The organism is Serratia proteamaculans (genome assembly GCF_949794035.1).
Taxonomy (GTDB): Bacteria; Pseudomonadota; Gammaproteobacteria; order Enterobacterales; family Enterobacteriaceae; genus Serratia; species Serratia proteamaculans.
Window position 1 is genome coordinate 1,206,956 of the sequence record NZ_OX461105.1, and the last position, 17,042, is coordinate 1,223,997.

A 17,042-nucleotide genomic window follows, 5' to 3' on the forward strand; every position below is an offset into this window, starting at 1 on the left:
AATAAACACTGCCCTCACGCGTTCCAGTTCTTCGCTTACCCCCGTATTTATCCCCAACTCCAGCGCTTTCGGCCAGGGCATTTCGACGTTCTGAGTGTGAAATCGGTTACACTTAATGTTCGATTTACTAAAACAGACATCAAAAATGAGGGTAAAGGGATGTTACCAATATCGTCATTTCAACTCCACGATCTGGCAAATTATCACATTAAATCAATGTATTTAAGTCTGTTTAGGATTGTGGTTTGTATTTTTTCGTGATAATTAAATTATGTAATCGTTTCCACTAATGTGATCGCACTCACTTCTCTCCGGCGGATTGCCTCCTATCATAACGGCAACTTAAGAACGTTATCGATTGGAGGCAGTATGAGTACTACCGTCAAAGTGTCGGCGGCTGAGAAAAGCCAAAGCAATGCAGGCATGACTTTTTTCGTCTGTTTTTTAGCCGCACTGGCCGGGCTGCTGTTTGGTCTGGATATCGGCGTTATTGCGGGGGCTCTGCCGTTTATCACTGATTCGTTTCATATGACCAGTTCCCAGCAGGAGTGGGTGGTCAGCTCAATGATGTTTGGGGCCGCGGTCGGTGCCGTGGGCAGCGGTTGGATGAACTTCCGTATCGGGCGTAAATACAGCCTGATGATTGGCGCAGTGCTGTTCGTGCTGGGCTCGTTGTGCTCAGCGGCGGCACCTAACGTTGAAGTCTTGCTGCTGTCGCGCATTCTGCTCGGGCTGGCGGTGGGGGTCGCATCCTATACGGCGCCCATTTATCTGTCTGAAATCGCGCCGGAAAAAATTCGCGGCAGCATGATTTCGATGTATCAGCTGATGATTACCATCGGCATTCTGGCGGCCTACCTGTCGGATACCGCATTCAGTTACACCGGCGCCTGGCGTTGGATGCTGGGGGTGATTACCATTCCAGCCGTACTGCTGCTGGTCGGGGTGTTTTTCCTGCCGGATAGCCCACGCTGGCTGGCTTCGCGTAACCGTCATGAACAGGCGCGTCAGGTCTTGGAGAAACTGCGTGATAGCAGTGCTCAGGCGCAGCATGAACTGAACGAAATTCGTGAAAGTCTCAAGCTGAAACAAAGTGGCTGGTCACTGTTTAAAGACAATAAGAACTTCCGCCGTGCCGTTTTTCTCGGCGTCCTGCTACAGGTGATGCAACAGTTCACCGGCATGAACGTTATCATGTATTACGCACCGAAGATCTTTGGTCTGGCGGGCTTTGCCAGTACCGCCCAGCAGATGTGGGGGACGGTGATTGTGGGTTTGGTCAACGTACTGGCCACCTTTATCGCGATTGGCCTGGTTGACCGCTGGGGCCGCAAACCGACGCTGACGCTGGGCTTTATCGTCATGGCAGTGGGCATGGGGGCGCTGGGGACGATGATGCATGTGGGGATGAACTCACCGACCGAGCAATACTTCGCCATTATCATGCTGCTGATGTTTATTGTCGGTTTTGCCATGAGTGCCGGTCCGCTGATTTGGGTGCTGTGTTCCGAGATCCAACCGCTGAAAGGTCGTGACTTTGGCATCACCTGTTCCACCGCCACCAACTGGATCGCCAATATGATCGTCGGGGCGACGTTCCTGACCATGCTGAATTCGCTGGGCAGCGCTTATACCTTCTGGGTCTACGCGGCGCTCAACCTGGTGTTTATCTTCATCACGCTGGCGTTGATCCCGGAAACGAAAAATATCTCTCTGGAACATATCGAACGCAATCTGATGGCCGGCAAACCGTTACGCAACATTGGTTCACGCTGAGCGGTTAACCAGGTACACGAGACCCGCTGATACGGCGGGTTTTCGCTCCTGATACTGAATAAGGGGAAGTGAAGTTATGACGATTCTGGTAACCGGCGGCGCGGGCTACATTGGTTCACATACGGTACTGGCGCTGCTGGAACGTGGTGAAGATGTGGTGGTGCTGGATAATTTGGTCAATGCGTCCGAAGAGTCTTTACGGCGCGTGGAACAACTGACGGGCAAAGCCGCGACGTTTTATCAGGGAGATGTGCAGGATGCCGGTTGCCTGAAGCGCATCTTTGAGGAAAACAAAGTTGCCTCGGTGATCCACTTTGCCGGTCTGAAGGCGGTGGGGGAATCTACCCAAAAACCGCTGGAGTATTATCAGAACAACGTGGCGGGGACGCTGGTGTTGCTGGAGGCGATGCGCGAGGCGGGAGTCCATCAGTTTATCTTCAGCTCCTCCGCCACGGTGTACGGAGAACATGCCCCGGTGCCTTACCGGGAAGATATGCCGATCGGTGGCACCACCAGTCCCTACGGTACTTCCAAATGGATGGTCGAACAGATCCTGCAGGATTTTGCCAGGGCCGAACCGGCATTTTCGATTATCGCGCTGCGCTACTTTAATCCGGTGGGTGCCCACGAATCTGGCCTGATTGGCGAAGATCCGAGCGGCATCCCCAATAACCTGCTGCCTTATATCGCGCAGGTGGCCATCGGCCAGCGGGAAAACCTGAGCGTGTTCGGCGGTGACTACCCAACCAAAGACGGCACGGGTGTACGTGATTATATTCACGTGATGGACGTGGCGCAGGGCCATTTGGCGGCGATGGATCATTTAGCTAAGATCGTCGGTTTTAAAGCCTATAACCTGGGTTCTGGGGTTGGCTATTCGGTGCTGGAAATGGTGCAGGCGTTTGAAAAAGCCTCGGGCGTCGCCATTCCTTATCAGATCCTACCGCGCCGCGCAGGCGACTTGCCTGCCTTCTGGGCCGATGCCGGGTTGGCGAAACAGGAACTGGGTTGGCAGGTGCAACGCGGGCTCGACGTGATGATGCGCGATACCTGGAACTGGCAGAGTAAAAATCCGCAAGGCTATACCCGCTAGATTTTCATCGGCAATAAAAAAGGGTTCAGCTCTGTGAGTTGAACCCTTTGTTTTGGCGCGGCGTAACGCTTAAGCCAGCTTTTGCTGTGCCCAGGCCAGACCGCTTTGGTATTCGGTTGGTAGCAAAGGTGCCAATGCCTGTAACGTCTGCTGCAATGCCGCGGCGTCAGGATCGTTCAGGTTCAGGTGCCCGACCTTACGGCCTTCACGCACCTCTTTCTCGTACCAGTGCAGATGCACCAGCGGCAGCGCCAGCCACTGCGGATCCACTGCGGTACCGATCAGGTTGACCATCACCGACGGGGTGCTCACTACCGGCTTCGGCAGCGGCAGGGCGAGAATAGCGCGCAGATGCAGTTCGAACTGGCTGATGGAAGCACCGTTCTGCGTCCAGTGACCGCTGTTGTGCACCCGGGGGGCCAGCTCGTTAATCAACAGACGATCGCCAACGATAAAGCACTCCATCGCCATTACGCCGATGTAGTTTAGCTCATCAAGGATGGCCGTCAGCATTTGCTCCGCCTGCTGTTGCAGCGCAGGGTTGGGCTGCGGTAATGCCACGCTGGTGCGCAGAATGCCTTCTTCATGCAGGTTATGGGTCAGCGGATAGAACACCGATTGGCCATCATGCCCGCGTGCACCGACCAGCGAGACCTCACCGGAGAAGTTAATGCCCTGTTCGACGATACATTCGCCATAGGCATCGGCCGGCAGTTCGGTTTCCTGGCCTGGACGCAGACGCCATTGGCCGCGGCCGTCATACCCGCCAACACGGCGTTTAACGATCGCCAGTTCGCCAAGGGCAGCAAACACCTGCGGCCATTCGGCGGCATCGGCCAGCAACTGCCACGGCGCGGTGGCCAGGCCAAGCTGATCGAGCAACTGTTTTTGCGTCAGGCGGTCCGCCAGACGTGGGAAGATATCGCGGTTGACGAAGCTGTTATGGGTCGCCAGTTCGCGCGTCAGCGCGGTTTCCGGCCAGCGTTCGATTTCAGCGGTGATCACGCTGTTCTGGTAGGGCACGGCTTCCGGTTCGGCGTCGAGGCCAACCGGATACACGGCGATGCCCAGCGGCTCACCGGCCTGGCGTAACATGCGCCCTAACTGGCCGTTGCCCAGTACGCAAACCGGCTTCATGCTTCCTCCCGCGGATCCGGGTTGTTCAGCACGTCGTCAGTCTGTGCCTGACGCCAGTCGGCCAGGCGTTGTGCCAGCGCGGTGTCGTGCAGCGCCAGAATTTGCGCCGCCAGCAGTGCGGCATTGGCAGCACCCGCTTTGCCGATCGCCAAAGTACCGACGGGAATGCCACGCGGCATTTGCACGATCGAATACAGGCTGTCTACACCGCTCAGGGCGGCGCTTTGGACCGGAACACCCAGCACCGGAACCAGCGTTTTCGCCGCCAGCATGCCTGGCAGATGCGCAGCACCACCCGCACCGGCAATGATCACGTCAAAACCGTTTGCCGTCGCCTGTTCGGCGAAGCTGAACAGCTTGTCTGGCGTGCGATGAGCGGAAACGACTTCGACATGGAACGGGACATCGAGCGAGGTCAGGACGTCGGCCGCAAACTGCATGGTGGCCCAGTCACTTTTCGATCCCATTACAATTGCGATTTTGACCCCAGCGTGGGTGGCTGAAGCGGCGTTGGCTCCCATGGGTGTAAGGCTCCTGTGATTGTACAAACGACGGCCGGTTGCCTGCGGCGGGAGGCCGAATGAGGGCGTAGAGCATACCATGAGCGCACGGCGAGGAAAACGGTTGCGTCGCCGGTTTTCATCGTCAAAAGGGTGAATTTTTTTACCTGTGCGACAAGTCAGGAACTTAGAATGGGAACTGGATCAGTTCGACGGCGTCGGCGCTGACTTTGATCATTGAGCCTTCGACGTGCCAGGCACCCAGCACCACGCGGTGGGCCTTGCCGTTGCTCAATGCCAATTCATGCACCGCCGGGCGGTGAGTGTGGCCGTGGATCATCCAGTGAACCTGGTGGCGCAGCATTGCCTGCTCAACCGCTTGCGGGTTGACGTCCATAATCGATTCCGACTTGTACTGGTTGCTCTGCTGGCTGCGGGCCCGCATTTTGGCAGCGATCTTCAGTCGCCAGCGTAGCGGCATCGCCAGAAACAGTTTTTGGATCAGGGGATTGTGCACTTTGCGACGGAACTGTTGGTAGGCCTGATCGTCGGTACACAGCGTGTCGCCATGCAGGATCAGGATTTTTCGGCCATACAGATCCAGCACTTTTTCTTCCGGCAGCAGTTGCATGCCGCTGGCGCGGGCAAAGCGTTTGCCGACCAGAAAATCACGGTTGCCGTGGATAAAGTAGCAGGGGACGCCAGTCTGTTGCAGCGCCTTCAGGGCCGCGGCGATTTCGCCGTGTAGCGGTTCGGGATCGTCATCACCGATCCAGGCTTCAAACAGGTCGCCAAGAATGTACAGGGCGTCGGCGTGGGGAGCATCTTGCCGCAAAAAACGCAGAAAACCGGCAGTGATTGCCGGTTCCTGTGCGCTTAAATGCAGATCTGCGATGAACAGCGTGTTCATGCAGCCGCGATTACTCGCTGACGGTAACGCTAGTGACGATCACGTCTTCTACCGGTACGTCCTGGTGCATGCCGCTACGGCCAGTTTTCACCGCTTTGATCTTGTTAACCACGTCCATGCCTTCAGACACTTCAGCAAATACGCAGTAGCCCCAGCCCTGCGCGTTTTCGCCGCGGAAGTTCAGGAAGTCGTTGTCAGCCACGTTGATGAAGAACTGTGCGGTCGCAGAGTGTGGATCGTTGGTACGAGCCATTGCCAGGGTGCCGATGGTGTTTTTCAGACCGTTGTTGGCTTCGTTCTTGATGGTCGCTTTGGTGTCTTTCTGGGTCATGCCAGGTTCGAAACCGCCGCCCTGAACCATAAAGCCATTGATAACACGGTGGAAAATGGTGTTATCGTAGAAACCTGCACGGCAATAGTTCAGGAAGTTTTCAACGGTAACCGGCGCTTTGTCAGCAAAGGTGTTGATAACGATATCGCCGTGATTAGTGTGGAAAGTAACCATAGTTTTAGTCCTAACAAGATGAATTGAGATGTCACAGGGATCGAGTGAACAATCAGACCGCCGTTATAACATATCTCCTTTAATCAGTCAGCAGCGGCTAAACCGCATGCCGACTGTGGTAAAACGACAGTTGTTATATTATAACGTTGAAGGCGATCGCTGATTTCTCACCGTTTTCCACCTCCCAGCTTAGCAAACCGCGGCCTTAACCTTGCATTAGATCAGGCTTCGGGTTTCAATACGCTGCTGGGTGAATCGCCTAATTACTATTTTTGTTATCACGCACACCACGGAATGTCCCGATGCTAAAGATTTTTAATACCCTGAGTCGTCAAAAAGAGGAATTTAAACCCATTCATGCCGGTAAAGTGGGCATGTACGTGTGCGGGGTAACCATCTATGACCTGTGTCATATCGGCCACGGGCGTACCTTTGTTGCTTTCGACGTAGTGGCGCGTTATTTACGCTACCTCGGCTATTCGCTGAACTACGTGCGTAACGTTACCGACGTTGACGATAAAATTATCCGCCGCGCGACAGAGAATGGCGAAAGCTGCGATCAACTGACCACGCGCATGCTGGCAGAGATGCACGCCGATTTCGACTCCCTGCTGATTGAACGCCCGGACATCGAACCGCGTGCTACCCAGCATATTGCCGAGATCATTGAGATCACCCAGCGCCTGATCGATCGCGATCACGCTTACGTGGCCAGCAACGGCGATGTGATGTTCTCCATCGACAGCGATCCACAATACGGCTTGTTGTCACGCCAGGATCTGGATCAGTTGCAGGCCGGTGCACGCGTAGAAATCGACGACGTGAAACGCAACCCGATGGATTTCGTGCTGTGGAAAATGTCCAAGCCGGGCGAACCGAGCTGGGAATCGCCATGGGGCGCAGGCCGTCCGGGTTGGCACATTGAATGTTCTGCCATGAACTGCAAGCAATTGGGCACTCATTTTGACATCCACGGCGGCGGTTCCGATCTGATGTTCCCGCACCACGAGAACGAAATTGCCCAGTCGAGCTGTGCGCACGATGGCCCTTACGTCAACTACTGGATGCACTCCGGTATGGTGATGATCGACAAAGAAAAAATGTCGAAATCGCTGGATAACTTCTTCACCATCCGCGACGTGCTGGGCTACTACGACGCCGAAACTGTGCGTTACTTCCTGATGTCTGGCCACTATCGTAGCCAACTGAACTACAGCGAAGAGAACCTGAAGCAGGCGCGTACTGCCCTGGAACGTCTGTACACCGCGCTGCGTGGTACCGACGTCAACGCTCAACCGGCCGGTGGCGAAGTGTTCGAAGCCCGCTTCCGCGAGGCAATGGACGACGACTTCAATACGCCAGAAGCTTACTCAGCGCTGTTTGATTTGGCGCGTGAGGTTAACCGCCTGAAGGCTGAAGATCTGACGGCAGCCAGCGGGCTGGCGGCGGAATTGCGCAAGCTGGCGAAGGTGTTGGGCTTGTTGCAGCAAGAACCGGAGCTGTTCCTGCAGGGCGGCGCACAGGCTGATGACGGTGAAGTGGCGGAGATCGAAGCCTTGATCAAACAGCGCAACGACGCGCGCAAAGCTAAAGATTGGGCGCTGGCGGATGCCGCGCGCGACCGCTTGAACGAGATGAACATCGTGCTGGAAGATGGCCCACAGGGGACCACCTGGCGCCGTAAGTAATTCGCTTTAGGCTGACAAACAAAAAAGGCGCTGAGTTAACCCTCAGCGCCTTTTTCTATGGAGCACGGCTTACGGCTTAACGACAACCTTGCCGCCGTTATACTCGACTACCTGATCGGCAACGATTTTGCAGCGCTTACGCGTTTCTACTTTGCCGTTCACTTTCACCTGCCCATCGGCGATGACTTCTTTGGCGCCGCCGCCGCTTTCACACCAGCCCTGGAATTTGAGCAGGTCGCACAGTTCGACGTGCGGGTGATTATCCAGATTAAAAGTTTCCATACTGCCTTACTTATTTAGGTTGAACGTCGTGATAAACCTCGCAGGCCTGCAAGGTATTTTGGATCAGTGTAGCAACGGTCATTGGGCCAACGCCACCCGGAACCGGAGTAATGTAGGCTGCGCGCTCGCTGGCGGCTTCAAAATCTACGTCGCCGACTACTTTACCACTTTCCAGGCGGTTAATGCCGACATCCACCACGATCGCACCCGGTTTGATCCAATCACCCGGAATAAAGCCCGGTTTACCGACCGCAACCACCAGCAGATCGGCGTTTTCGACGTGATGACGAAGATTTTTGGTGAACCGGTGGGTCACGGTGGTGGTGCAACCGGCCAGCAGCAGCTCCATGCTCATCGGGCGGCCGACGATGTTGGACGCGCCAACCACGACGGCATTCAGGCCATAGGTATCGATGTTATAACGCTCGAGCAGGGTGACGATGCCGCGCGGGGTGCAGGGACGCAGTTTAGGCGAGCGCTGGCACAGGCGACCGACGTTGTATGGATGGAAACCGTCGACGTCTTTATCCGGATGAATACGTTCCAGCACTTTGACGTTATCGATGCCGGCAGGCAGCGGCAACTGCACTAAAATACCGTCGATCTCGCCGTCGGTATTCAGTTGATCGATCAGCGCCAGCAGTTCGGCCTCACTGGTGGTGGCAGGCAAATCATAGGAGCGGGAGAGGAAACCCACTTCATCACAGGCGCGGCGTTTGCTGGCGACATAAATCTGTGAGGCCGGGTTTTCGCCAACCAGTACGACTGCCAGGCCCGGCGCGCGTTTACCGGCAGCCAGACGTTGTTTAACTTGCTCAGCCACTTCGTTTCTAACCTGCTGCGCAATCGTTTTACCATCAATAATCTTTGCTGACATCAGTGAGGAAATCCATCAATTAAGAAAAGCGGGGATGGTGCTATTTTGTCAGAAGCGGAGCGCGCTGTCAGGCGCTGAATCGTGTTCGACGCCGTTTGCCTGGCATGATTTACGTTTTTTTATGCCAACAGAATGATCCGCTACACCTTTTTACCGCCCGGTACCGAGCCGAACTCAAGATAAATAACGATGTTAACTTCATAGCGATATCTGTAATGGCTGAAAAAACACCATAAAGCACGGCTACAGCCGTAACGTCATGAAAAGGCATTGACTCAGTAACCCCTGACCGTATAATCCCCTCCCGCAACCCTCGGTTGCCGCATCCCAATGCGCCCTTAGCTCAGTTGGATAGAGCAACGGCCTTCTAAGCCGTAGGTCACAGGTTCGAGCCCTGTAGGGCGTACCATTTAGATTCAACGAATTAAGCTTCTTCCTCAACAGCTACATTTTCCAAAAGTGCCAGATTAGTGACATTGTCCGCCAAGACTTCGTCAATTTTTTCTCGTAGGTTCGGTTAAATGATATGGGGAAACGAGGCAGCTCTCCAAAAGTAGCAATCAGCAGACCTGAAACTGGGGGACGGAAAAGTCTGGGAATATCCCCCTAAAAGAGAAAGTCAGGGATGCAAGTAATGTTTCAAAAAAGTCACCCCATCTTTTAATCCAGCCATGCCTGCCGGATGGGTGGTGGTATCTTTAAAGAATTGAATAAAGCCATGCTCAGCATTTTTATACACGTTAACCAGGGTTGTTACTCCCGCATGGTTTAAAACATCGCCCAACTGTATACATCCATCGTAAAGTGGATCATTGTCACCTACGGATATAAGTGTCGGGGAAAGGTGATGGTGATTTCCATATAATGGTGAAACGAGCGGATCGTTTATTGCCATCCCTTCAGGGAGGTAACAACTTGCCACAAATTTCATAATGTCAGTAGTAGGGAAATTAGTTTCACCAAATGCGGCGAAGGATGGCGTGTCAAAATCGAAACTGGCACTGGGATACATCAACCACTGTGCACAAATGGGAGGACCTTTACGATCACGGGTGAGGGCATTCACCACTATAGCTATTGTCGCTCCCGCGCTGTCGCCGGTTACTGCAATAGCATTGCGGTCGATCTGCAACGCCTCTGCCTGCTGATGTAACCATTGTAAGGCTGCATAGCTATCTTCAATCCCTATTGGGGCGGGAAACTCTGGGGCTAGACGGTAGTCAATTGCCAGCACGACAGCACCGAATTTATTGGCCAGGGCGCGGCAAAGTACATCATGAGTATCTAAATCGCCCGAGACCCAGCCACCACCATGAATAAACAGAATTGCAGGTTTAAGTGTATTTTCTTTTTGTGCAGGGACATACAATCGTGCAGGCATATCATATTCAGGTGAGGTGGGAATAACTATTTCTGACAGGGTTTCTACCCAATCTGGCTCACCGGCAGTCGGGATCAGTTGACGATAATCACTCCGCATTTCTAAAACTCGTTCGATTTTCTTGTCCATTAAATGGCTACTCCTGTCCGTTTATCGAAACGTCCCTAAAAAAGGAATGTTGTCTTTTGCCGATTATTTTTTCCCTACCTGAAATGCTGCCACATCGGTTCTGTTCTGGATAACCCACTCACCACTGGCACGGAATGATGCCGCAGAGGCATAAGTATCTTCCATGAACTGAAAATATACGATTTTACTGTTTTCTACTTTAGCCTTGATCGAAAAGGGGGAGGTAAACTGGTGGCCCAGAGCGACAGAGGTGTAAGTAAATTGCCCAAATACGGCCACTGTATCGCCCTCTGCAAGGATATCTGTGATATCAAAGGCATCAACATTCCAGTAGGTCCCAACATTGACGAAGGTATCAATATACACTTGACGCCCTTGGGAGGTACCCGCCCAAGGCTCAATCTGTTTTAACTCAGGGTTGTTAAAATTGAGCGAGACATAGGTAGCATTAATATCTACTAATTGATTAGCGGCATTTTCAACTTTATCCTTAGCGGTATTTTCTAAGAATGCCTTTACAATATCTTTGGGTTGTCGCGTTTTTAATGCTTGTTCAATCGACATGATATCTCCTTCGTTAATGTTTTTGGTCCAGGTTTGAGAAACTGTGCAGATTCACGTTTGGACTCTGCGCTGAAATTCTTTCTTTTTACTGGGTCACCTTGCGTTGTTCTGAGGTGAGATATGACCCCAGTTAAGCTGCTCAAATTCAGTAAACCACTGCATTCTGGCACGATAGAGGGCACTGTAGTGCCCTCTGTTTCCTCTGCCTCACTCATATGCGACATGAGGGAATTTGCAGCGAGTATTACTTACATATATTTCTACTTTACTGATATTTATCGAGATTTGTCTCTGGACCATCCTTGACGACAGCCTGGGCTTTACTAAAGCTTTCCATCAGGCACTTGTACTCAGGGCACACATGCTCAGAAAGTATTTCAGCAAAGCGTGAACCTTCAGCACGGTTCCAGGTTCGCATTAACTCAGCAACGATAGCGAAGGTATCAGTAGGGATCGCGCCAGCTTGCGTGACTCGAGCGATAGTGGTGTCAGTTGCCAACTTACTCCAGTTTCCTGAAGCATCGACGACACAATAAACATTGTAGCCCTCTTGTCTCGCACTCACCGCAGGGAAGGCCATACAAACGCTTGTAAGCGTGCCGGCGATGATCAGTGTCTTCCGACCCGTCTTCTTAATCTCTTCCACAAATAAAGGATTGTCCCACGTGTTTATCTGCCCTGTGCGCGGCACATATATTGCATGGGGTGCATACTGATGTATTTCTGGGATCAGTGGGCCATTGGGACCATCTGGTACAGAAGCAGTAGTGATCACCGGAATATTCAGCAATGTTGCTGTCTTCGCGATCGCTGTAACGTAATTGCGAAGATCAGGAATGGATACGTCACGAACCGTATTGAACAGCCCACTCTGGTGATCGATAAGTAAAATAACCGAATCATCTGGGTCTAGCATTCCATTGGTAGCAGCCATATTGTTCCTCTTAATATCCAATTTTTACGACGATGTACATCACCAGTTCGGTGAAAGTACTTGAGTCGGGCAATGATAAAATATATCTTGCACATCCAAACCACAACTACTTACATTTATGTTACTAGTTTCCAAAATGATACTGAGAACCTGAAATGTCTATAGCTAATAAAAAGGCAAACTGTCCCGTCGAAATCACGTTGAAAGTCATTGGGGGGAAGTGGAAGGTACTGATCATTCATTTTCTTCTCGAGGGTACCAAAAGATTTGGTGAGCTGACGAGATGCCTTGGACCCATATCGCCAAAAATTCTCGCTCAGCAACTGCGCGAATTAGAGGAGGATGGTCTTGTCATTAGAAAGGATTTTGGGGAAATACCTCCGAGGGTCGAGTACGCGATGTCTTCGCTTGGTAACACCCTCTCACCTATCTTGTATGCAATGGCGGACTGGGGCGATTTTTTTGAAGCCAGGCAAGAAACTGAAAAGCCAGAAATGGATATATGATGAAGAAGAGGTTGTTCTGTGGGTATGGAATGATTTTCGCAAATTTTAGCAGGGAAAAGTCATTTCCAGCTACAGAATGAAATTATTGAAAAATTATTCCTCCCTGGCATTAACAGCCTGATTTACACCTTTTACCACTCTGAATGACACCTTTCCCGCGTGCTTGTCTTTGAAATAGAGGTGTTGATGCTAGATTTACTAGCTGATCATTGTAATATACAGATTAGTGAGGTGCAGGGGGAACTGATTAATGGAAATTACAGAAATTAATTTCTAAATAGGTAAGGTAATGGCAGGCCATGGATATTATATTGTCAAGTTAAGGCTACTGTCATGAACGTATTAATTGGAACGCATGCTGATGTTACTCGATGGAAAACTCATTCCTGATAACCGTGCAGATATTGCTCGTCGTCTCAGCGATCATATTAGCGAGCAGAAAACCTCTGACCGCTACGAAGACGAACTGTTTAAGATAAAGTACTTTCAAAAGGGGACCGGGAATATCGTATTCAAACGCCTAGATCTAGTAGAAAAGATGAACGACATCATTGCTAAAAATTATCCCAGCATGCTGGCTCGTCGATAATTGGCTGTATTTTCTAACAAATTTATCTGTTGGTATAAATGTTGGTGCGAATTTTATCGAACACAGTTTTATTCATATTAAATATATATAATTAGCGTGTTCGAATCCTGTAGGGTAACAGCTTACGAAATTCTTAATCCTGCCTGATTTTCTTCTTTTGTCGTTAACACTCAATAATATGTCAATTTTTCGTGCATGTTCTGTCAAAGGGTTAGGTGCCAAATGTGCGTAACCGGTTTGCTTCTTAGCGGGTCAACCAGCAAATTCGTTCAACAGCCGGGTAGTGCCTACCAGGTAGCCGGGAGCTAGGTAAGCTGAGACGCATAAGGCAAGCACACCGAACCAGACGATTTGATTGAATGACATGATCGCTTCGGTACGCCCCGTGGGCGCGATGAGGGTTGGCTGACTAACGCCGTTTTGGCTTATTCAATTTGCACAGCAGTTCTAGCGTTAAGTTCAAGTTGCTGAATGCGATGAACGTCCTGCGATAACTTCGCGTTGATGTGTTTCAAGTCTTCGTTTTTAATCTGGTAACTATCTGTTATATAGATATAAATAGTGGAATTCAGGCAACAAAAAAGGCCGCCTTAGCGACCTATATTGCGTGCAGTAATTATTGCTTTTTTTTCTTTTCCCAATCCCATTCTGCATGAGCCCATATGCCAAGCATTAGCAACTCGATGATAATTTCCATTGAGTTAATTGGTGATTTAAGTTCGAATAAAATTAAAACCAGAAAAGTTAAAGACATCAATGCTGCTAATCTAATAATCGCTTTATATAGTATGTTTAGAATCATCTTTTCATCCCTGCTGAATAGATGGGTAAAGCGTATCAGATTAGCAATAGGAGATCTCTTATTGATTGCCGCTCAATTTCTCTTGATGACGCATGGTGATTGCTTCGCTCACCTTTGGACATATCATCTGCTCTTTGTTTAAGGTACATCGTGTAACTCTCCGTTGTACTAGTTATTCCTCCCACAGTGGTGTCGTTTGCTAAACATTCGCTTGGCCAGAACTGCTTTCTGCCGCTGCGCTTTATGTTCCCCACATCCGTCATTATTGAAGCTGATAAATGAGAGGGTAGGGGCGCGGGGAACCACTATGGCTGCAGGAGGAACCGATACGGATCTGCAATCTGTCTGTACCTGGTGTGGTCATCTAATCAAGTAACAGATTACTCTAGGGAGGAACATTGAGTAATGGTCGCTGTGGTGGGCATTGGAGATGTGTCGTAGGTGCTCGTAGAATACCCAAAGGGGATCCTCACGAGAGAGGATAAATGCGGAGAGGATCCTCCGCATTCGGCTACAGCTCAAAAGTTAAGCGCCGCTTTTACCAGCAGACAAAACCACCATCGACGACCAGATCAACACCGGTACAGAACGACGCGGCATCACTGGCGAGGAAGAGTGCCGGGCCAGCCATCTCCTCCACTTTTGCCATTCGCTGAATCGGCGTCTGGCTTTCAAATTCGCGGGTCTGATGGATCATCTCAGGGCGTGTGTTCATTGGCGTAGCGGTGTATCCCGGGCTGATGGAGTTGACGCGGATCCCTTTGCTGACCCATTCCATTGCGAGGCTTTTGGATAGGTGAATAACACCCGCTTTGGAGCTGTTGTAATGTGCCTGCTCAAGACCGCGATTAACAATAATGCCGGACATGGAGGCAATATTAATAATCGAGCCACCGCCTAATTCCTGCATCAGTTCGGCTTCCGCTTTACAGGAGTTCCACACGCCGGTGAGGTTAATATCGATAACCCGCTGCCATTGTTCGGTTTCCATCTCAAGTGCCGGGTTGGCGTTGGCGATACCGGCCGCGTTAACGGCGATATTGAGGCGGCCGAAGCGGCTTTTGGCCAAGGCGACGCCAGCACGCAGATCGCTGAGTTGACGCACGTCCCCGGTATAAAAGCAGGCCTGCCCGCCAATCGATTCGATATTTTTAACGGTTTCGGCAAGGCCACCGTCTTCGCGTAGATCAAAACAAACCACCCGAGCGCCCGCGCTGGCGAGTCCGTAAGCAATCATCTGACCGATGCCGCTGCCTGCACCGGTCACGAAGGCCACGCGGTCCTGCAGACTAAACAGCTGTTGAGAAAAATTTTTTGTGATCATAGCCATCACTCTCTGAATTAATATCCCGTGGCGCAATACGGCGTAAACCGACGGGTAGGAGTATCCCGGGTTACGACTAACGCCTTCCGGGCCACTATTCTGGTTTTGTCGTCCCTGACGGGCATTACGACATAATCAGGCCGCCGTCGATGTTGATGGTTTGCCCGGTAAGGTAGCGTGCATCGTCGGATGCGAGGAAGGCCACCAGTCCGGCGACATCTTCCGGCTTACCCGCGCGCTTCATCGGAATACCTTCGACCCATTCCGCCATCAGTTCACCTTTGCCATAGCGTTTTTGTTCGGTACTCAGGGCTTCGCCCCACACCCGGTCGTTGTAATCCCACATTTCGCTTTCGATAATGCCTGGGCAGAAGGCGTTGACGGTGATATTCCACGGCGCCAGTTCGTGGGCCAGGCTTTGCGTAATGCCTATAACGCCCATTTTGCTGGCAGCGTAATGCGGAGTGTAGATAAAGCCCTGACGACCCTGGCCTGAAGACGTATTAATCAGGCTGCCGTGCTTTTGTTTCACCATGTATTTGGCGGCCTCGCGGCAGCAGAGCCAGACGCCGGTGGTGTTAACCGCCAGCACTTTCTCAAAATCAGATTTCGGCATGCGATCGTAATAATCGATGGTGATCACGCCAGCGTTCTGGATAGAAACATCGATAGTGCCGAAACGGGCTGCGGCTTGCTCGTACAACGATTGCACCTGCGCTTCATCAGTGACATCGACCTGCAATGACAGGATCTCGGCCTGGTAACTTTTGCGCAAGGTTTCTGCCGTTTCGTGAACACGCTCGGCGTTGGAGACCATCACCAGGTTTGCACCATCGCGAGCAAAGCGCTCAGCAATACCAGCACCAATCCCACGGCATGCGCCGGTGATAACGACCGTTTTGTTATGGAAATTTCTTTGCATGTTTTTTCCCTTGTATAGGCCGGACGCAAGCGCGTGCGGCGGGGTAATGAAAGCGTATTAACTGGCGGCCTGGGCCGTGGCAAGTTTTTCCTCATGGCGACGCATCAGGATGACTTTGTTCTGTAATTTCTGCTGGAATTGGTCGACGACGACGGCGGTGACAATAACCACGCCCTTAATGACCATTTGCCAGAAATCGCTGACTCCCATCATCACCATGCCGTCAGCAAGGAAGACGATGACGAAAGCACCAATAATTGAGCCCGTAACCCGCCCACGCCCACCTGCCAGCGCGGTTCCGCCCAGCACGGTGGCACCGATGGCGTCCATTTCGAACATATTGCCGGTCATTGGATGGGCCGTTTGCAGCTGTGAAGCGACGATCAGGCCAACAAATGCGGAACACAGGCCGGAGAAGGCGTAAACGAATATTTTTGCTTTAACGATCGGGACACCAGCCAGACGAGCAGCGGATTCGTTACCACCAATAGCGTAGATATAGCGGCCAAGTGGCGTTTTGGTCGTCAGCCAGTAACCCAGCAGCAGGAAACCAATCATCAACCAGATAGGCAGATAAATACCCATCAGCGTACCGGAGCCCAGAGTAGCGAAACCGGTATTGCCCAGCGCTTCTATACCGTTGAGGTTGGGGTAGGTGCTGCCGTCGTTGAACAGCAAGGCAGAGCCCCTGGCGACATACATCATGCCCAGCGTACAGATAAAGGGTGCCACGCCGAAACGGGTGATCACGGCACCGTTAATAAAGCCAACAACGATGCCGAAAATGGCCACGCAAAGAATAACTTCGGGGACGTTGAAGAAGATGACGCTGCCGTTCCATAAGGGCAGGCCGTTGGTCAATAATGCCCCGGCGACCATTCCGCAGATCCCGGCGACGGCACCGACAGAAAGGTCGATCCCTCCGGTCAGGATTACCAGCGTCATGCCGATGGCCAGCAGGCCGGTGATGGCCACGTGCTGAGTCATAATCAGCAGGTTAGATGTGGTCAGGAAATTCGGTACCATCACGCTGAAGAACGCGATAACCAGCAGCAGAGCGATAAAGGTTCTGGCCTTCAGCAGGTACATATAAATCATATATTTCTGGTTCATGATGGATTCC

Annotated in this window: 17 protein-coding genes, 1 tRNA gene and 1 pseudogene; 6 read left to right on the plus strand and 13 right to left on the minus strand. The window is 51.7% G+C overall.

Annotated elements, in window-relative coordinates; translation table 11 throughout:
• Nucleotides 1–369 precede the first annotated feature (369 nt).
• Together QOT07_RS05580 and galE are read left to right on the plus strand one after the other, a co-directional pair.
• Nucleotides 370–1,776 (plus strand): sugar porter family MFS transporter, encoded by a 1,407-nt coding sequence (locus QOT07_RS05580; RefSeq protein ID WP_099065338.1) that lies wholly within the window; start codon nt 370–372, stop codon nt 1,774–1,776.
• Between the two features lie 76 nt (nt 1,777–1,852).
• Nucleotides 1,853–2,869, plus strand: coding sequence for a UDP-glucose 4-epimerase GalE (galE, locus tag QOT07_RS05585; protein ID WP_283602695.1), 1,017 nt, complete (start codon nt 1,853–1,855; stop codon nt 2,867–2,869).
• A 69-nt stretch (nt 2,870–2,938) separates the two neighbouring features.
• Here the strand turns inward: galE and purK are convergent, their stop codons facing one another.
• The 4 genes from purK to ppiB form a co-directional block, all read right to left on the minus strand.
• The gene (purK, locus tag QOT07_RS05590; protein WP_283602696.1) at nt 2,939–4,006 is read right to left on the minus strand and encodes a 5-(carboxyamino)imidazole ribonucleotide synthase; all 1,068 of its coding nucleotides are present in this window, start codon (nt 4,004–4,006) and stop codon (nt 2,939–2,941) included.
• Entirely contained in the window at nt 4,003–4,527 is a 525-nt protein-coding gene (gene purE / locus QOT07_RS05595) for a 5-(carboxyamino)imidazole ribonucleotide mutase (protein ID WP_099065335.1), read from the minus strand. The genes purK and purE overlap by 4 nt, the downstream gene beginning before the upstream one ends.
• A gap of 166 nt (nt 4,528–4,693) precedes the next feature.
• Nucleotides 4,694–5,416 carry a UDP-2,3-diacylglucosamine diphosphatase gene (lpxH, locus tag QOT07_RS05600; RefSeq protein ID WP_129935868.1) on the minus strand — a complete coding sequence of 241 codons (723 nt, stop codon included), beginning with the start codon at nt 5,414–5,416 and terminating at the stop codon, nt 4,694–4,696.
• Between the two features lie 10 nt (nt 5,417–5,426).
• On the minus strand, nt 5,427–5,921 hold the full coding sequence (ppiB, locus tag QOT07_RS05605; RefSeq protein WP_085115523.1) for a peptidylprolyl isomerase B: 495 nt from the start codon (nt 5,919–5,921) through the stop codon (nt 5,427–5,429).
• Between the two features lie 302 nt (nt 5,922–6,223).
• Here ppiB and cysS point away from each other — a divergent pair, with 302 nt between their 5' ends.
• Nucleotides 6,224–7,609, plus strand: coding sequence for a cysteine--tRNA ligase (cysS, locus tag QOT07_RS05610; RefSeq protein WP_283602697.1), 1,386 nt, complete (start codon nt 6,224–6,226; stop codon nt 7,607–7,609).
• Between the two features lie 69 nt (nt 7,610–7,678).
• Here cysS and ybcJ read toward each other — a convergent pair whose 3' ends face one another.
• Nucleotides 7,679–7,891 (minus strand): ribosome-associated protein YbcJ, encoded by a 213-nt coding sequence (gene ybcJ / locus QOT07_RS05615; protein ID WP_085115525.1) that lies wholly within the window; start codon nt 7,889–7,891, stop codon nt 7,679–7,681.
• A 10-nt stretch (nt 7,892–7,901) separates the two neighbouring features.
• Nucleotides 7,902–8,768 carry a bifunctional methylenetetrahydrofolate dehydrogenase/methenyltetrahydrofolate cyclohydrolase FolD gene (gene folD / locus QOT07_RS05620; RefSeq protein ID WP_099065332.1) on the minus strand — a complete coding sequence of 289 codons (867 nt, stop codon included), beginning with the start codon at nt 8,766–8,768 and terminating at the stop codon, nt 7,902–7,904.
• Nucleotides 8,769–9,100: 332 nt separating this feature from the next.
• On the opposite strand from folD, the gene QOT07_RS05625 reads away from it, so the two are divergent.
• Nucleotides 9,101–9,177, plus strand: a tRNA-Arg gene (locus QOT07_RS05625).
• A 210-nt stretch (nt 9,178–9,387) separates the two neighbouring features.
• Here QOT07_RS05625 and QOT07_RS05630 read toward each other — a convergent pair.
• From QOT07_RS05630 to QOT07_RS05640, 3 genes are all read right to left on the minus strand, one after another.
• Nucleotides 9,388–10,278 (minus strand): alpha/beta hydrolase, encoded by an 891-nt coding sequence (locus QOT07_RS05630; protein WP_283602698.1) that lies wholly within the window; start codon nt 10,276–10,278, stop codon nt 9,388–9,390.
• 63 nt (nt 10,279–10,341) lie between these two features.
• Entirely contained in the window at nt 10,342–10,842 is a 501-nt protein-coding gene (locus QOT07_RS05635; RefSeq protein ID WP_261415449.1) for a nuclear transport factor 2 family protein, read from the minus strand.
• A gap of 265 nt (nt 10,843–11,107) precedes the next feature.
• Nucleotides 11,108–11,776: an isochorismatase family protein gene (locus tag QOT07_RS05640; RefSeq protein ID WP_283602699.1), complete on the minus strand. Its 669-nt coding sequence runs from the start codon at nt 11,774–11,776 to the stop codon at nt 11,108–11,110.
• A 155-nt stretch (nt 11,777–11,931) separates the two neighbouring features.
• On the opposite strand from QOT07_RS05640, the gene QOT07_RS05645 reads away from it, so the two are divergent.
• A complete protein-coding gene (locus tag QOT07_RS05645; protein ID WP_283602700.1) occupies nt 11,932–12,282 on the plus strand; it encodes a winged helix-turn-helix transcriptional regulator in 351 nt (116 codons plus the stop codon).
• Between the two features lie 346 nt (nt 12,283–12,628).
• Nucleotides 12,629–12,871 (plus strand): annotated as a pseudogene (locus QOT07_RS05650) (DUF4942 domain-containing protein); the annotation flags it as partial.
• 616 nt (nt 12,872–13,487) lie between these two features.
• Here QOT07_RS05650 and QOT07_RS05655 read toward each other — a convergent pair.
• From QOT07_RS05655 to QOT07_RS05670, 4 genes are all read right to left on the minus strand, one after another.
• Nucleotides 13,488–13,673 (minus strand): hypothetical protein, encoded by a 186-nt coding sequence (locus QOT07_RS05655; protein WP_283602701.1) that lies wholly within the window; start codon nt 13,671–13,673, stop codon nt 13,488–13,490.
• A gap of 538 nt (nt 13,674–14,211) precedes the next feature.
• Nucleotides 14,212–14,997: an SDR family oxidoreductase gene (locus QOT07_RS05660; RefSeq protein WP_099065385.1), complete on the minus strand. Its 786-nt coding sequence runs from the start codon at nt 14,995–14,997 to the stop codon at nt 14,212–14,214.
• 124 nt (nt 14,998–15,121) lie between these two features.
• Entirely contained in the window at nt 15,122–15,919 is a 798-nt protein-coding gene (locus tag QOT07_RS05665) for an SDR family oxidoreductase (RefSeq protein WP_099065386.1), read from the minus strand.
• 57 nt (nt 15,920–15,976) lie between these two features.
• Complete coding sequence (locus QOT07_RS05670; protein WP_261427346.1) at nt 15,977–17,032, minus strand: ABC transporter permease; 1,056 nt, start codon at nt 17,030–17,032, stop codon at nt 15,977–15,979.
• Nucleotides 17,033–17,042: the final 10 nt, after the last annotated feature.

Coding starts and splice junctions, on each gene's coding strand:
- ppiB (WP_085115523.1), bottom strand. CDS start 5,921: ATGGTTACTTTCCACACTAATCACGGCGATATCGTTATCAACACCTTT.
- folD (WP_099065332.1), bottom strand. CDS start 8,768: ATGTCAGCAAAGATTATTGATGGTAAAACGATTGCGCAGCAGGTTAGA.
- QOT07_RS05645 (WP_283602700.1), top strand. CDS start 11,932: ATGTCTATAGCTAATAAAAAGGCAAACTGTCCCGTCGAAATCACGTTG.
- QOT07_RS05660 (WP_099065385.1), bottom strand. CDS start 14,997: ATGATCACAAAAAATTTTTCTCAACAGCTGTTTAGTCTGCAGGACCGC.
- QOT07_RS05655 (WP_283602701.1), bottom strand. CDS start 13,673: ATGATTCTAAACATACTATATAAAGCGATTATTAGATTAGCAGCATTG.
- cysS (WP_283602697.1), top strand. CDS start 6,224: ATGCTAAAGATTTTTAATACCCTGAGTCGTCAAAAAGAGGAATTTAAA.
- lpxH (WP_129935868.1), bottom strand. CDS start 5,416: ATGAACACGCTGTTCATCGCAGATCTGCATTTAAGCGCACAGGAACCG.
- QOT07_RS05630 (WP_283602698.1), bottom strand. CDS start 10,278: ATGGACAAGAAAATCGAACGAGTTTTAGAAATGCGGAGTGATTATCGT.
- purK (WP_283602696.1), bottom strand. CDS start 4,006: ATGAAGCCGGTTTGCGTACTGGGCAACGGCCAGTTAGGGCGCATGTTA.
- QOT07_RS05580 (WP_099065338.1), top strand. CDS start 370: ATGAGTACTACCGTCAAAGTGTCGGCGGCTGAGAAAAGCCAAAGCAAT.
- purE (WP_099065335.1), bottom strand. CDS start 4,527: ATGGGAGCCAACGCCGCTTCAGCCACCCACGCTGGGGTCAAAATCGCA.
- QOT07_RS05635 (WP_261415449.1), bottom strand. CDS start 10,842: ATGTCGATTGAACAAGCATTAAAAACGCGACAACCCAAAGATATTGTA.
- QOT07_RS05640 (WP_283602699.1), bottom strand. CDS start 11,776: ATGGCTGCTACCAATGGAATGCTAGACCCAGATGATTCGGTTATTTTA.
- QOT07_RS05665 (WP_099065386.1), bottom strand. CDS start 15,919: ATGCAAAGAAATTTCCATAACAAAACGGTCGTTATCACCGGCGCATGC.
- galE (WP_283602695.1), top strand. CDS start 1,853: ATGACGATTCTGGTAACCGGCGGCGCGGGCTACATTGGTTCACATACG.
- ybcJ (WP_085115525.1), bottom strand. CDS start 7,891: ATGGAAACTTTTAATCTGGATAATCACCCGCACGTCGAACTGTGCGAC.
- QOT07_RS05670 (WP_261427346.1), bottom strand. CDS start 17,032: ATGAACCAGAAATATATGATTTATATGTACCTGCTGAAGGCCAGAACC.